This is a genomic window from Caballeronia sp. M1242 (assembly GCF_017220215.1).
Classification (GTDB): Bacteria; Pseudomonadota; Gammaproteobacteria; order Burkholderiales; family Burkholderiaceae; genus Caballeronia.
In genome coordinates this window covers 796,110-810,417 of the sequence record NZ_CP071130.1, presented here as the reverse complement: position 1 = coordinate 810,417, position 14,308 = coordinate 796,110, and the positions used below count along the sequence as shown (strand labels likewise).

Sequence of the window (14,308 nt, the reverse complement as noted above, 5' to 3'; positions counted from 1 at the left end):
TTGGGCGGCGGCGCTCCTTCGGGGGCGTCGCCGCTCGCGCAACGGGAAATCGCCATGAAGCACACTTTTGAGCAGTTGCGCCTCGACTCGGTCTCGCGCAGCTTCACCAACGCGCAGGGACATCAGCTCGCCGCGTTGAAGGGACTCGATCTCAACATCCAGCGCGGCGAGTTCATCGCGCTGCTCGGGCCGTCCGGCTGCGGCAAGTCGACCGCGCTGAACTGCATCGCCGGATTGCAGCCGCTGACGGGCGGCGGCATCTGGCTCGACGACAAGCGTATCGACGTCCTGCCGCCCGAGAAGCGCGGCTTCGGCATGGTCTTTCAGAACTACGCGCTCTTTCCGCATATGTCCGTGCTGGATAACGTCGGCTTCGGACTGAAGATGCGCGGCGTGTCGAAAGCGGAAGCGGTCAAACGCGCGAAAGCGGCGCTGCAACTCGTGCAACTCACGGGCCACGACGCGAAGCTCCCCGGCCAGCTCTCGGGCGGCCAGCAGCAGCGCGTGGCGATCGCGCGGGCGATCGTCATCGAACCGCCGCTCGTGTTGATGGACGAGCCGCTCTCGAATCTCGACACGAAGCTGCGCATCGAAATGCGCGCCGAAATCCGCCGCATTCACGGCAAGCTGGAGCGCGCGACCATCTACGTGACGCACGATCAGGACGAAGCGCTTTCGATGGCGGATCGCATCGTCGTGATGAAGGAGGGCGTCGTGCAGCAAGTCGCGCCGCCGAAAGAAGTCTATTCGCGGCCGAAGAACCTGCATGTCGCGCGTTTCATGGGCTTTCGCAATGTCGCGCCGTTCACGCTCGAAGGCACGCAGGGCGATACGGTCGCCGTGAGCGCGAACGGCGTGCGTCTCTTCGGCACGCCGATGGAAGGCTTCGACAGCAAGAACGTGAGCGTCGCGCTGCGTCCGGAAGACATGGAACGCGCCGCGCCCGGCGATCAGAACGCGTTCGACGCGCACGTCGAGACTGTCGAATACGGCGGCCGCGATTCGCTGATTCGCGTGAATACTGCGTTCGGCAAGCTGTGGGCACGCATCGCGGGCGAATGCGCGGAAGGCGAGCGAATCGTGCTGCGCGTGTCGCCGGCGAAGGCGCTCGTGTACGGAGAAGAAAAATGATCGCGCTTCCAGCGCAGCGCGACCCGAAGGGCTGGCTCGTCGCGCCGGCGCTCGTTTTCATCATCGCGTTGTTCATCTATCCGTTCGCGTACGGACTCATGCTGTCGTTCAATCCGATGAACGGCGGCGGCGCATGGGCGAACTACGTGACGTTCTTCACCGATACGTCGATGTGGCCGACGATCATCGTCACGCTGAAGCTCGCCGTGCCCGCGACGATCATCAACGTCGGCATTTCGGTGCCGGTCGCGTTCGCGTTGCGGCGCTCGTCGCCGTATCAGAAGTTCGTGACCACGCTGCTCGTCATTCCGGTGACGCTCGGCACCGTGCTGATCGCCGACGGCATGCTCACGTACTTCAGCCCGAACGGCTGGTTCCCGCAGGCGGTTCAGGCGCTTCATCTTTATGGCGACGAAGTGCGGCTCACGCATAACTACTGGGGCGTGCTCATTTCGCTGATCGTGTCGGGCTTTCCGTTCGCGTTCCTGCTGACGCTTTCGTACGTGACAGGGATCGACCCGACGCTCGCGCGCGCCGCCGCCACGCTCGGCGCGAGTCCGTGGCAGCAGTTCCGCCAGATCTATCTGCCGCTGTTGCTGCCCGGTCTCACGATGACCGCGTGTCTTTCGTTCGTGCAGGCGTTTTCGGTGTTTCCGTCGGCGGTGCTGCTCGGCGCGCCCGCAGGTCCGACGCGCGTGATCTCGATCGCCGCGTCCGAAGCTGCGTTCGAAAGCTACGACTATTCGCTCGCATCGACGATCGCGATCGTGATGGGCTTCGTGCAATTGCTGGTCGTGGGCGGCATGCTCGGCGCGCGCCGCTTCTTCTACACCGGCCCGGTGACCGGAGGGAAGGGATAATGGCAACCGACAACCGCGCGGCGCCCGCCTGGCAGGCCCCCGCGCCGACTCAACGCTCCGGCAAGAACATGAAACAGCAAGCGAGCCTGCGCGACAGGGTGTGGAAGGCGTTCGTCTGGGTCACGATGGGCTTCTTCCTGCTCAACGTGCTGCTTCTCATCGCGACGGTCGCGGTGAATTCCGTCGCGACGCGCTGGTTCGGCACGCTGCTGCCGCAGGGTTTCACGCTGCACTGGTACGCGCAGGCGTGGAGCGACTTCCAGTTGTCGAGCGTGCTGCTCGTGACGCTCGAAGTGGTGGGCGCGGTGGTGCTGCTGTCCATCGTGCTCGGCGTGCCTGCAGCGTATGCGCTCGCGCGCGTGCAGTTTCCCGGCAAGCGCTTCGCGATGCTCGCGTTCCTGCTGCCGCTGATGGTCCCGCCCGTGACCTACGGCATCCCGATGGCGACGGTCATGTACAAGTTCCATCTCGCGGGCACGCTGACCGGCGTGATTCTCGCGAATCTGGTGCCTGCGCTGCCGTTCGTGATTCTGGTGATGACGCCGTTCATCGAGCAGATCGATCCGAATCTGGAATCCGCCGCTCGCATTTTCGGCGCGAACACCGTGCGCTATTTCCGCTACGTGCTGTTGCCGCTGCTCGTGCCGGGCATGCTCGCGGCGGGGCTGCTGGTGCTGGTGCGGACCATCGGCATGTTCGAGCTGACGTTCTTCACCGCCGGGCCCACGACCCAGACGCTCGTCGTCGCCCTGTACTACGCGGTGTTTTCGACGGGCGTGCGCGCGCCGCAATCCATCGACGCGATGGCGATGATCTACATGGCCATCACGCTCGTCTGGGTGTTGATCGCGCTGCAATTCGTGAGTCCGACGCAACTGGTCTCGCGCGTGAAAGAGCAGCGGCAATGACGTCTTCGCAGCCGATGCGCGGGGTCATCGAATTACGCGCCGAGCCGCGCCTTCGCATGGCGAACGGCTCGCATGTGATCGAGGTCGCGCCGGCCGCTGGCGGGCGCATCACGCGCTTCACGACGCACGACGGAACCGGCGCGCATGACTGGCTCGTGCCGATCACTGCGTCGAGCTGGCCGTGTGACGCGTGGCCGAAGGGCGGCAGCTATCCGCTCGTGCCGTTCTCGAACCGCGTGCGCGATGCGCAGTTTCCCGCGCCCGGCGGCGAGCGCGTCCGACTGGCGACGTTCCCTGGCATGGCGCACGCGCTGCATGGCTTCGGCCAGTACGCGGCATGGCGCGTCGAACGTCACGAAGCGGATCGCATCGAACTGCGTTACACGCATCGCGAGGGCGAGCACGGCTGGCCGTGGGCGTTCGACGCGATCCAGACGATTCAAGCGGCCCCCGACGGCGCACGGTTGTCGATGCGCGTCGTCAACCGCTCGCCGCATCCGATGCCGACGGGCTTCGGTTTTCATCCGTACTTCGCGGCGCTCGAAGCCGAACTCGACGCCGCGACGCTCTGGCGTCACGAAGCCGAGATCGCGCTGGGACCATCGGACGAGCATCCGCCGCGCCGTCATGTGAAAGAGTCGGACGGCTATACGCGGTATCTGAGCGGCTGGGACGGCCGCGCGACGCTTCTCTATGCCGATGGCCGCGCGCTCGCGCTCGAAGCGGACGGCGCGCTGGAACATGCGGTCGTGCATTGCCCGGCAGGCGGCAGGTATCTGTGCGTCGAGCCGGTCTCGCATGTGAGCGACGGCTTCAATCTCGACGCGCAAGGTATCGGCGGAACGGGCGTCGTCGTCATTGCGCCGGGAAGCGAAGTGTCCGCGTCGCTCGCCATGAGACCGGGGCGCTGAACCGGCCCGCCGCTCACCGCGCGAGCGGCGCGGTAAAGAACGCATCGACCAGATCGACGATGCGCCATGTCGAGCACGGACGCCTGCAATGCGCGTCGAAACCGGCGTCCTTCAGCTTCTGCACCGGATCGGCGGGCCACACGTTGCTCATCGCGACGAGCAAGCGCCCCGTCACGTCGGCGTCCATGCGCAGCGTGCGAATGAAGACATAGCCGGGATCGCTGTCCAGAGCCGTATCGAGCACGAGCGCCTGCGGCTGCCAGCTATGCAGCAGCGCGCGCACCGACGCCAGATCCTGCGCGTGGATGACCTGCAAGCCTTTCAGCCGAAGCTGCACCGCGAGCGAATCCGCGATGGACTTGTCCTTGTGCGCGATCAGCACGCGCCGCGCGGAGTCGTCGGGGCGCGCGCGCTTGATGCGCCACAGGGCGAATTCGCTTTCGTTGTCGAATGAGCGGGGTGGCATCGCGTTCTCCTCTTCGTGACGGATGCGTCGAGTGTCGGCCGGCCGCGCGCCGCCCGACACCCGGCGGCGGCGGGGAACGGCGAAGATTCTGGGAGACTGCCGAACGTATCCCTTCGAATGGAGGGGTTCGATCCATGACGGGCGCGCGTAATATCGGAAGCGTTCTCGGGGACTCGCAATGGAAAACGGCTATTTCAAAACAGTATTGCTGGTAGAGGACGAAGGGCTCACGCGCAGCGCGATGAAGACGCTGATCCTCGCGAACGAGCCCTTGCTCGAGATCGACGAAGCCGATGGATTCGAGCAGGCGAAAGCGAAGCTCTCGGCGAATTCGTACGATCTCATGTTTCTCGACTATCACTTGCGCGGCCAGGCCACCGGCATGGACCTGCTCAACTGGATACGCGAGGAGGAGCGCGAGGTTCAGACCATCATGCTGTCCGCTCAGGACGACCGCGATACCGTGCTGGAGTGCATTCGAAACGGCGCGTGCGGTTTCATCTCGAAGGGCAGCGAGCAGGGCGCGAGCGTGTTTCGCGAAGCCCTGAAGACCATTCTCAACGGGCGCGTCTATCTGCCGAACACCGTGCTCGGCAAGGGCGGCCACAGCCCGAAGCCCGTCTCGACGCATGCGGGCGTCACCATCGAATCGCTCGATCTTCCGCCGCGCCTGACCGAAACGCTGCGCTATCTGCTGCAAGGGCTGTCGAACAAGGCCATCGCGCGCAAGATGAACATCAGCGAGAACACGGCCAAGGAATATTCGAGCGACCTGCTCGCGCGCTTTCATGTCACGCGGCGAACCTTCCTGATCGTCGAAATGGCGCGGCGGGGCATCGAAATGCCGATGGGCAACACGTCGTCGGCGTCCTGAGCCGTTCTTCGCGGCACGGCGGCGTCGCGCGCGCACCGCGTCCCCTTTTCTCAAAACTCCGAGGATTCGCACCGGAATGGTAAGGTAGAGCCCGGTTTATTTTGAGATGGGAAACGCGCAGGTGAAGAGCAGGTCGATGACTTACGGAACGAAAGGCGTCAGCGCGGCATTCGCGCTGGCAACGGCGGTCGCGCTCGCTGCATGCGCGCCGCTTCCCGATCAGCAGAAGAGCGCCGACGCGGCCGCGGCTGCATCGGCTGCGCAAGCCGCGCAGGCGGCCTCCGCAGCCGCAGCGGCGAAGGCCGCCGCGCAGCCTTCGGGGCCGACGGAACAGCGCATCCTGATCGGCGGGGCGAACGGGTATCGCGTGACCGTCAAGACGACGCCGCCCGCGCAGGTTTGCGACAACGCCGCCTTCGCGGACGGCGTGCGCTACGGCTATGCGCTGACATGGAACCGGCTCGTCGGCGAGGCCGTGCGTGAAAACGGCGGCAAGCCGCTCAAGACCAAGCTCGGCAAGTTCGACCCGTCCGCGATCCACTCGCAAGACGATCAGTACAAGATCCAGTGGGATGGCAAGGAGCGCACCAACGCGTGCGCGTCGGACGGATACCTGATCGGGCGGATCGTCGGCACGCACCTCGCCGGCGTCGACATGCGCAACGGCAAGCCGTCGTAAGTACGCCGCGTGCTTCAGTCGCAGGCGTGCGCGGCCGTGACGTAGCGGCTGCCGGCCGCGCTGTCGCCGTAGATCGTGTAGCCGGTGCCGTACGCCGCCGGCTGCGCGACCACCAAAATGGCCGATGAGCCGCCCTGTCCTGGAACCGATACCGCCAGCGAATCAGGGCCGAGGCCATATTCCCGCACGCGCGGCGCGATGGGCGTCCACCGCGCCTTGACGCACTTCGTGAAATCCAACGTCGCGAGCGTCGACGCGCCCGAGCCGATCGGCACGGTTTTCAGCAGCGCGTCGTCGGTGCTGACGCAGCCGGTGACCGCCAGCGCGAAACAGACTGCCAACGTGCTTGTGACACTTTTTCTCATATTTCCGATGCCTTTGGTGGTGTTAATCCGCTTAGTCTTCTCGCCGATGATGCGCGGCGCGCTCGTATTGAAGCAGCCTTCGCTCCCGACGCTTTCCCGAATATCGGTCAAGTTGGGTCAACCGTAGCCGTTATACAGGCGTTTCTTACGCGCAAACCGTTTTGTATGGCGAGCCGCAGGCGAATACCGACGCGGCGCGCCCACTGTGCATCATGCGCCGCCCCCGATAACAACGATTTGCGCCGCAGCCGGCAGTGTCATCGCCGGATCGCGGCGCGAGCAAGTTCAGAAAACGCATGTCTCGCAGAAAGTCGTTCACCTCGCTTCGCGCCATTCGCACGTTCGGACGCTCTTGCTTCGCGCGTCTCGATCTCCAACGGTTCGCCGCGCCCGCGCTCACGGTTCTCGTGTGCGCGCTGCTCCTCGTCGTGTTCCAGCATCTGTCGCATACGGTCGATTACAAGTCGGTCGTGCGCTCGCTGCGGCTGCTCTCGCTGCAAGCGTGGGGCGCGGCGCTGTTCGCCACCGCGCTGAGTTTCGCCGCGCTCGTCGGCCGCGATGCCGTCGGCTTGCGGCACATCGGCGTCGCGGTGCCGCGTTCGCTGCTGTGGGTCGGCGCAACGGTCGGCTCGGCGCTCGGCAACGTCACCGGCTTCGGCGCGCTGACGGGCGGGGCGGTGCGCTGCCGCGTCTACGGCGCGGCGGAAGTGACGCCCGCGCAGGTCGGCCGGCTGTCGATCTTCACGGGCGTGACGCTCGCGCTTTCGCTCGCGTTCATGGCGGCGCTCGGCATGCTGTGCTCGGCGGGCACGGTGGCGAGCATGCTGCATCTTTCGCCCGCGATACTGCGCGTGCTCGGCGCGGCGCTGCTCGCGGTGTTCGTCGCGATGCTCGTCTTCTGCGGCAGCGAGCAGCGCACGCTGCGTTCGCGCTGGACGTGGCTCGCGTTCACGGTGCCGACGCGCCGCGACTTCATCGCGCAGACGGCGCTCGCCGTCGTCGACGTGCTCGGCGCGGGACTCGCGCTCTGGGCGATGCTGCCGGGCGCGCACGTCGGCTTCGGCGAATTCATGACGGTGTTCTCGACGGCGATGCTGCTCGGCATGATCGGCCATACGCCGGGCGGCGTCGGCGTGTTCGAGGCAGCGATGGTGTTCGCGCTCGGCCGCAACGTCGCGACGCCGGACGTGCTCGCCGCGCTCCTCGCTTATCGCGCGATTTATTTCGGTCTGCCGCTGATTCTCTCGGCGGCCGTGATGGCCGCGTTCGAAGGCCGCGCGCTCAAAGGCCGCTTTTCGTTCCTGCATCCGCGGCGCGTGTCGTCGCTCGCGCCGTTGTTCCTCGCGATCGTCGCGTTCGCGGCCGGGTCGATGCTCGTCATCTCCGGCGCGACGCCCGCATTCAAAATGCGCATCGCGCTCTTGCAGACGGTGATTCCGCTGTGGGTGCTGGAAAGCTCGCAACTGCTCGGCAGCGTGATGGGCGTCATGCTGCTTTTCGTGGCGCGCGGCCTCATGCGCCGGCTCGACGCCGCGTGGTGGGTCGCGCTGATTCTCGCGGTCGCGAACTTCGCGCTGTCGCTGGCGAAGGGGCTCGCATTCATCGAAGCGGGCGTTCTCGCGTTTCTCATCGCGCTGCTCGTCTTGACGCGCGAGCGCTTCAATCGCCGGGCGTCGCTTTTCGCTGAGCGATTCACGGCGACGTGGCTCGTTTCCGTCGGCATGGTGATGGCGGTCGCGGTATGGATCATGTTCTTCGCCTTCCGCGACGTGCCGTACAACACGGACCTGTGGTGGCAATTCGCGTTCGACGAGCGCGCGCCGCGTGCGCTGCGCGCGACGCTCGCAGCGGGCGTGTTCGCGTGCGCGTTCGCCGTCTGGCAATTGCTGCGCCCGGCGGCGGGCCGCTTCGAGATGCCCGCGCCGCAGGACCTCGCCGATGCCGCGCGCATTTTCCGCGCACAGGAGCGCAGCGACGCCGGCCTCGCGATGATGGGCGACAAGAGCTTTCTGTTCTCCGAGTCGCGCGAGGCGTTTCTCATGTACGCGAAGCACGGCCGCACGTGGGCCGCGCTGCACGATCCGGTCGGCCCGCGCAGCGAGTGGGCGGGGCTGATTCGCCGTTTCGTCGAACTCGCGCATTCGCACAACGGTCGCGCCGCGTTCTATCAGGTGCGCGCCGACGCGCTGCCGCTCTATCTCGACGCCGGTCTCACGCTGATGAAGCTCGGCGAGGAAGCGCACGTCGCGCTGTCCGAGTTCGATTTGAAGGGCTCGCACCGCGCGCATTTGCGCTATGCGCTGAAACGCGGCGAACGCGACGGCTTCGATACGGAACTGATTGGCCCGGACCGAATCGCGGAAAGCATGCCGATGCTGCGCGAGATTTCCGACGACTGGCTCGACAGCCGCTCGGCGCGTGAGAAAAGCTTCTCGGTGGCGGCGTTCAACGAAGAATATCTCGCCGCGCAGTCGGTGCTGCTCGTGCGTCAGCAGGGCGTGCCGGTGGCGTTCGTCACCTTCATGACGACGGACCTCAACACCGAAGCGACCGTCGGCGTGATGCGTCACGTGGCGGAAGCCTCGTCGTATGCGATGGAATACCTCTTCACCAAGCTCGCGCTGCATCTGAAGGAGGCGGGGTTCAAATCGCTGTCGCTCGGCATCGCGCCGCTGTCGGGCATGGAGCCGACGCCGCTCGCATCGCACTGGCATCGGCTGGCGGGGCTCGTATGGCGCTTCGGCGGGCGCTTCTACAACTTCCGCGGCCTGCGCGGATTCAAAAGCAAGTTTCAGCCGCACTGGGAGCCGCGTTATCTCGCGGCGTCCGGTTCGGTCAGCGTGTTTTTCACTTTGGCGGACCTCTCGTTGCTGGCGGGAGGCTGGCGTTCATGAACAAGTTTGGCAAGAAACTGGCGGCGCTCGCGGCGGCCGCCGTCTGCGGCGTCTCCCTGATCGGCGCGGCGCACGCGAACACCGTTTCGGGCGGCCGCTACGGGCAGGTCACAGTGACGAAACCGGCTGGCGCGATGACGGGCTTCGTCGTACTGTTGTCGGAGAAAAGCGGCTGGAGCGAGTCGGACCAGCAAGCCGCCGATGCGCTCGCGGCCAAGGGCGCGATGGTCGTCGGCGTCGATACGCCGCGCTACGCCGCGCGCCTTGCCGCCGAGAAGAAGGAGACGTGCCACAACCTCGTCGGCGATGCGGAGGACATGAGCCACCAGCTCGAACGCACGGTACAGACGAGCCGCTATTTCTCGCCGATTTTCGCCGGTGCGGGCCAGGGCGCGACGGTCGCGGAACACGCGCTCGGCCAGGCGCCGGACAACACGGTGGCGGGCGCGGTGTCGCTCGCGCCGGAAGCCACGCTCGACGCGCGCTTCAAGCCGTGTCCGCCTGACCCGACCATCATCCACATGAAAGGCTTGCCGGGCTTCATGGAGCGCGCCGCGTGGCAACCCGGCCGCACGAAGGCCGACGCGCTCGTGGCAATGACCGCGCCGCATCTGACCAAACCCGAGGCACCTGCTGCGAACGACGTGTCCGACCTGCCGCTCATCGAACTTCGCGCGTCGCAGCCGACCGACTTGCTCGCCATCGTCATTTCGGGCGACGGCGGCTGGCGCGACCTCGACAAGACGATGGCGCTCGCCCTTCAGCGCGACGGCGTGTCGGTGATCGGCATCGATTCGCTGCGCTATTTCTGGAGCGAGAAGTCGCCGCAGCGCACGGCAGCGGATATCGCCCGCGTGGTGCGCACCTACGGCGCGCGTTGGCATACGAGCCACGTGGCGCTCGTCGGCTATTCGTTCGGCGCGGACGTGATGCCGTTCGCGTACAACCGTCTGCCCGACGACGTGCGGCGCCAGGTCTCGTATATCTCGCTGATGGGCTTCGCGCCTGAGGCCGATTTCCAGATTCGCGTGACCGGCTGGCTCGGCATGAAGGCGAGCGACAAGGCGCTCAAGGTGAAGCCGGAACTCGCGCAACTGCCGCCCGCGATGGTCCAGTGCATCTACGGCGAAAAGGAAGACGACACGCTGTGCCCGGCGCTGACGAAGACGGGCATCGACGTGGTGAAGCTGCCGGGCGATCATCACTTCGGCGGCGACTACGACGCGCTCGCGCGGCGTATTCTGGCCGGCTGGCGCAAGCAGATCGCGGCGAAGCAAGCGGCGTGAAGCAAAGGCGATGATGGCCGGTTTCGACGGAGCCGGCCATGTCTCAACCATCACCTCGACCATTTGGTTCTCAACCGCGTCGACGTGGAAGCCACGAAACGCTTCTGCGTCGACGGTTGAAATGCAACTCGAAACCTTCGGCTCACGTCGCATGGCCTTTCGTTTTGGCAATCAAAGATTCATCTGCATGTGTGCGGCGCCGAATTGGAGGCAAAGGCACTTTTGCCCGTATCGGGCGCGCTCGACCTGTGTTGAATCGCCGCGGTGCCGCTGGTCCCGGTGATCGAGCGGCTTTCGCGTATTAACGTGGCATCAAGGGACCGGTCGAGCGCACGGGCGCGACGCAGATGCTGCGCTCGGTCCACGTGCGCGATCCCGAGCACAACCTGATTGAACTCGCCGATCTCACTTCAGCGGCCCCAAATAATCCCGCTTGCCGATCGGCGCGCCGAGGTGGCGCAAGATGTCGTGAGTCGTCGCGACATGAAAATAGAAGTTCGGCAATCCGAAGCCGAATAGATAATCGACGCCCGAAAACGACGGCGAAAAGTCCGGAAACTTGAGCGTGACGGTGCGCGTCTCGCTGCCTTCTATCGTCGCTTCCTGAATGCTCTTCAAGTAAGCGATCGTCCTCGCGATGCGTTCCTGCAACGCCGCGAAGCTGTCCTCGTTGTCCTCGAACTTCGGCGCATCGACGCCGGAAAGACGCTGCGCCGAGAGCTTCGCGGTATCGCTCGCGCGCTGGATCTGCGCGGAAAGCGGCAGCATGTCGGGCGCGAGCCGCGCGGCGATGACATCGGCGTGGGCGAGGCCTTTTCCGTCGGCGAAGGCGGCGCCTTTCTCCAATAGCGACGAGCAGACTTCCAGCCCGCGGATAAACACCGGAATCGACGCGCGATACATCGAGAGGGACATGGTCTTGCGCTCCTTGACGTGATGCGGACCGTTGCGGTCCGGGTAGTAATGGGCGACAAGCATAGCGCCCGGCGCGGCGCTGCGCACGAACCGCCGGCTACGGCCGCGCGTGCCGCGCCTCCCAGTCCCGCAATTGCGCCTGATAGCGTTCGAGCGCCGCCTGATAGATGTCGAATACGCAGGGATTGCAGCCACTCTGACAGCAATCGCCCGGTGCGGGGCGCTCGGGCGCCGTGGGGCGTGGGTCGTCTGGAAAAGCGTCGGGATCGTGATTCTGCATTGAACTGGGATGCCGGTTCATCGGACGCGACTGGCGGGTGCGTTGGCAGGCCGCCACGTTTTGGCAGGCCGACAGTTGAGCTTGAGCCGCCGGTTCATCCGACGCAAGCGCCACCCGTGCCTCCGCAACACCGCCGACTGAACCGCTAACTTTTGGCGGGTTCATCATTCGCTCAATGCGATACTGCCGCGAACGTCGCGAACGCAGTTGCGGCATCCGACCCACTCGACTGGACCGAAGGACTCCCTCGATGAATCAGACCATCAGGCTTGCGATCTTCAGCGCGATCTTGAGCGCGGTGCTCGCCGGCTGCGCGTCGTCGCAGGATGCGTCCGACCGGGCGCGCGCCGCGCCGGGCAAGGACACGCCGTACAGCGCCGAAATCCGCCGCACGCAGTCCGGCATTGCGCACGTCCGCGCCGCCGACTGGGGCAGCCTCGGTTTCGGCTACGGCTATGCGCAGGCGCAAGACACGCTCTGCACGCTCGCCGATGGCTTCGTGACCTATCGCGGCGAGCGGTCCGCGTACTTCGGCGCGGACGCCCGCCTGCCGAGCGGATCGACGTTCGGCCAGCCGCGCAATCTGGACGCCGATTTCTTCTTCCGCTTAGTCGACGACCAAGCCGCCGTCGACCGTTATCGCGCCGCGCAGCCGCCCGAGTTGCGCGATCTCGTCGACGGTTTCGCATCCGGCTACAACCATTATCTGGCCGATCTGAAAGCCGGCCAGTTTCCCGGCGCGCACGCCGCTTGCCGCAGCCAGCCGTGGGTCGAGGACATCGAGCCGGACGACATTTACCGTCGCGTGATCGCGGCGAATCTGGCGGGCGGATCGGCGCGTTTCGTGCAGGCCATCGCGGCGGCGCACCCGAAGCCGGGCGCGCAGCCGCCGGCCGCGTCGCTGGACAGGAGAGAGCGGCGCGATGCCGTCGGCGACATGCCCGGCCTCGGCAGCAACGCGCTCGCGTTCGGCGCGCCGATCACGCGGGAGAAGCGCAGCATCCTGTTCGGCAATCCGCACTGGTCCTGGCAAGGCCCGGACCGCTTCTATCAGGCGCAACTGACCATTCCCGGCCGCCTGAACGTGGCGGGCGTGTCGTTTCTCGGCATGCCGCTCGTCGTGCTCGGCTTCAACGAAAACATCGCGTGGACGCATACCGTTTCGACGGGCCGCCGCTTCGGCCTCTTCGAAATGACGCTCGATCCCGCCGACCCGACGCATTATCTCTTCGACGGCGCGAGCCAGGCGATGACCCCCGTGCCGCTCACCGTGCGCGTGCGCCGCGCGGACGGCTCGCTCGAATCGGTGTCGCGCACGCTGTATCGCACGCGCTTCGGTCCGGTCGTCGATCTGTCGGCCATGAACGCCGGCCTCGGCTGGAACGCGCAGCGCGCCTACGCGTTCGCCGACGTCAACGCGGACAACGTGCGCAGTTTCGAGAACTTCTTCGCATGGGACCAGGCTCGCTCGCTCGACGATTTCATCGCGATACAGAAGCGGTACAAAGCGATACCGTGGGCCAACACGTTCGCCATCGGCCGGGGAGACCCGCGCGCGTGGTTCGCGGATATCGGCCCGATTCCCGGCGTGCCCGATGCGCTCGCCGACGCCTGCACGACGCCGACGGGCCGCGCGCTGGCGAGCCGGATGCCCGGCGTGCCTGTCCTCGACGGCTCGAAAACCGCCTGCATGTGGCGCAGCGATCCCTCTAACACGACGCCGGGCGCGCAGCCGGGCACATTGCCGGTTACTCAATTACCCAGCATGCTTCGCGGCGATTACGTCGGCAATTTCAACGATAGTTACTGGCTCACGAACGCGAACGTCCCGCTCACCGGCTACGCGCGCGTGCTCGGCGCGACGCGCTACGAGCAGTCCATGCGCACCCGCTACGGGCATCTGCTCGCGGCGCGGCTGCAGCGCGACCCCGGCGGCGTGACGCGGGCCGAGGTCGAGCAGGCCGTGCTGGAGACGCACTCGCTGTCCGAGCAGTTGTATCGTCAGCCGGTACTCGACGCCGTCTGCACGCCCGGCGACGCGACGAGCGCGCTCAACGACGCCTGCGACGTGCTGCGCAACTGGAACGGCACGGCCGATATCGACGCCCGCGGCGCGAATCTGTGGGACGAGTTCTGGCGGCGCGTCACGAAGCTCGCGCCCGAGACGCTGGCCGCGACGCGCTTCGATCCGGCGCGCCCGCTCGCGACGCCGAGCGGCCTGAAAACGGACAGCCCGGAGGTCGTGCAGGAGTTGCGGCAGGCACTCGGCGGCGCGGCGCTCTCGCTGCGGCTCAACGGTTTCGCGCTGGATTCGCGGCGTGGCGACCTGCTCTACACGACGCGCAATGGCGCGAACGTGCCGCTCTACGGCGGCTGCGACAACGCCGGCTACTTCACGGTCGTCTGCGCGGGGCGTCCGCTCGATCCGAAGGGTTATTCGATGGACGCGAACGGCCACGGCGACAGCTACATGCAGGTCGTCACGTTCACGGCCGACGGCGCGGCGGGCGTCGAGGCGGACACCATGCTCGCGCCGTCGGAATCGGACGATCCCGCTTCGCCTCGCTCGGGCGACGCCACGCGTCTTTTCGCGGCGAAGCACTGGCAGCGGTTCCCGTTCACCGACGAAGCCATCGAAGCCGATCCGGCGCTCACGCGAATCGTCATCAACGGCGCGCGCTGAGATCGCGAGACGCTTCGCGAGCCGGAAGTTTCCCGTCTATGATGGAGGTTTGCCCG

13 protein-coding genes and 1 pseudogene are annotated in these 14,308 nt (G+C 66.2%); 10 read left to right on the top strand and 4 right to left on the bottom strand.

Annotation, left to right across the window (positions count from 1 at the left end):
- Positions 1-54 precede the first annotated feature (54 nt).
- The 4 genes from JYK05_RS17210 to JYK05_RS17195 all read left to right on the top strand — a co-directional run bounded on the left by JYK05_RS17210 (position 55) and on the right by JYK05_RS17195 (position 3,810).
- Positions 55-1,131 (top strand): ABC transporter ATP-binding protein, encoded by a 1,077-nt coding sequence (locus tag JYK05_RS17210; RefSeq protein WP_175941791.1) that lies wholly within the window; start codon positions 55-57, stop codon positions 1,129-1,131.
- A complete protein-coding gene (locus JYK05_RS17205) occupies positions 1,128-1,991 on the top strand; it encodes an ABC transporter permease (protein ID WP_206468392.1) in 864 nt (287 codons plus the stop codon). The genes JYK05_RS17210 and JYK05_RS17205 overlap by 4 nt, the downstream gene beginning before the upstream one ends.
- Positions 1,992-2,059: 68 nt before the next feature.
- Positions 2,060-2,899 carry an ABC transporter permease gene (locus JYK05_RS17200; protein WP_371826453.1) on the top strand — a complete coding sequence of 280 codons (840 nt, stop codon included), beginning with the start codon at positions 2,060-2,062 and terminating at the stop codon, positions 2,897-2,899.
- The gene (locus JYK05_RS17195; protein WP_241269932.1) at positions 2,896-3,810 is read left to right on the top strand and encodes an aldose epimerase; all 915 of its coding nucleotides are present in this window, start codon (positions 2,896-2,898) and stop codon (positions 3,808-3,810) included. The genes JYK05_RS17200 and JYK05_RS17195 overlap by 4 nt, the downstream gene beginning before the upstream one ends.
- A gap of 13 nt (positions 3,811-3,823) precedes the next feature.
- Here the strand turns inward: JYK05_RS17195 and JYK05_RS17190 are convergent, their stop codons facing one another.
- Complete coding sequence (locus JYK05_RS17190) at positions 3,824-4,276, bottom strand: histidine kinase (protein ID WP_206468390.1); 453 nt, start codon at positions 4,274-4,276, stop codon at positions 3,824-3,826.
- A 178-nt stretch (positions 4,277-4,454) separates the two neighbouring features.
- On the opposite strand from JYK05_RS17190, the gene JYK05_RS17185 reads away from it, so the two are divergent.
- On the top strand, positions 4,455-5,150 hold the full coding sequence (locus tag JYK05_RS17185; protein ID WP_175941781.1) for a response regulator transcription factor: 696 nt from the start codon (positions 4,455-4,457) through the stop codon (positions 5,148-5,150).
- Between the two features lie 136 nt (positions 5,151-5,286).
- Positions 5,287-5,829 (top strand): hypothetical protein, encoded by a 543-nt coding sequence (locus JYK05_RS17180; protein ID WP_206468389.1) that lies wholly within the window; start codon positions 5,287-5,289, stop codon positions 5,827-5,829.
- A gap of 14 nt (positions 5,830-5,843) precedes the next feature.
- On the opposite strand, the gene JYK05_RS17175 is transcribed toward JYK05_RS17180, so the two are convergent.
- On the bottom strand, positions 5,844-6,305 hold the full coding sequence (locus JYK05_RS17175) for a hypothetical protein (protein ID WP_241269931.1): 462 nt from the start codon (positions 6,303-6,305) through the stop codon (positions 5,844-5,846).
- Between the two features lie 185 nt (positions 6,306-6,490).
- Here JYK05_RS17175 and mprF point away from each other — a divergent pair, with 185 nt between their 5' ends.
- The 3 genes and pseudogenes from mprF to JYK05_RS26395 form a co-directional block, all read left to right on the top strand.
- The gene (mprF, locus tag JYK05_RS17170; RefSeq protein WP_206468388.1) at positions 6,491-9,088 is read left to right on the top strand and encodes a bifunctional lysylphosphatidylglycerol flippase/synthetase MprF; all 2,598 of its coding nucleotides are present in this window, start codon (positions 6,491-6,493) and stop codon (positions 9,086-9,088) included.
- Entirely contained in the window at positions 9,085-10,374 is a 1,290-nt protein-coding gene (locus JYK05_RS17165) for a virulence factor family protein (RefSeq protein ID WP_206468387.1), read from the top strand. The genes mprF and JYK05_RS17165 overlap by 4 nt, the downstream gene beginning before the upstream one ends.
- 63 nt (positions 10,375-10,437) lie before the next feature.
- Positions 10,438-10,781: pseudogene (locus JYK05_RS26395) on the top strand (VOC family protein); the annotation flags it as partial.
- Here JYK05_RS26395 and JYK05_RS17160 read toward each other — a convergent pair.
- Together JYK05_RS17160 and JYK05_RS26745 are read right to left on the bottom strand one after the other, a co-directional pair.
- Positions 10,780-11,289, bottom strand: a complete 510-nt coding sequence (locus JYK05_RS17160) for a DUF1993 family protein (protein ID WP_206469627.1) — start codon at positions 11,287-11,289, stop codon at positions 10,780-10,782. The pseudogene JYK05_RS26395 and the gene JYK05_RS17160 sit on opposite strands and share 2 nt — an antisense overlap.
- Positions 11,290-11,386: 97 nt before the next feature.
- Complete coding sequence (locus JYK05_RS26745) at positions 11,387-11,785, bottom strand: oxidoreductase-like domain-containing protein (RefSeq protein WP_371826428.1); 399 nt, start codon at positions 11,783-11,785, stop codon at positions 11,387-11,389.
- A gap of 34 nt (positions 11,786-11,819) precedes the next feature.
- Here JYK05_RS26745 and JYK05_RS17150 point away from each other — a divergent pair, with 34 nt between their 5' ends.
- Positions 11,820-14,252: a penicillin acylase family protein gene (locus JYK05_RS17150; protein ID WP_206468386.1), complete on the top strand. Its 2,433-nt coding sequence runs from the start codon at positions 11,820-11,822 to the stop codon at positions 14,250-14,252.
- Positions 14,253-14,308: the final 56 nt, after the last annotated feature.